The sequence below is a fragment of the Corynebacterium sp. UMB8791 genome, from assembly GCF_054166365.1.
The window spans coordinates 1-316 of sequence record NZ_JBSZCG010000076.1 but is presented as its reverse complement, the minus strand read 5'-3'; the positions used below and the strand labels follow the sequence as shown (position 1 = coordinate 316).

The 316-nt window shown below is 62.7% G+C and carries 1 protein-coding gene; it reads left to right on the top strand.

The features are described 5' to 3' along the window. Positions 1-316, top strand: a 316-nt coding sequence (locus ACXIUA_RS02125; protein ID WP_457975978.1) for a ferrochelatase, incomplete at both ends; no start/stop codon positions are given.

Here is a 316-nt window from a genome sequence, read left to right as displayed (position 1 = left end):
AGCCTATGCAGACGCAGTGCGTGAGGCGTTTGCCAAGCTACCGGATGACCGCCGTGAGGACGCCCGGCTTATTTTCACCGCTCACTCTAGTCCGGTCTCTGCGGACAAGGCATCCGGGCCGGTAGAGCTCGGCGGAAATCTTTACTCCCGCCAGGTCAACGAAGCAGCACGGCTCGTCGCCGACGCAGTGGGTATCACCGACTTTGACGTCGTCTGGCAGTCCCGCTCTGGCCCGGAGCACGTGCCGTGGTTGGAGCCTGACATCGTCGACCACGTTGAAGCGAAGGTCGCCAACGGCCTCCGATCCGCAATAGTG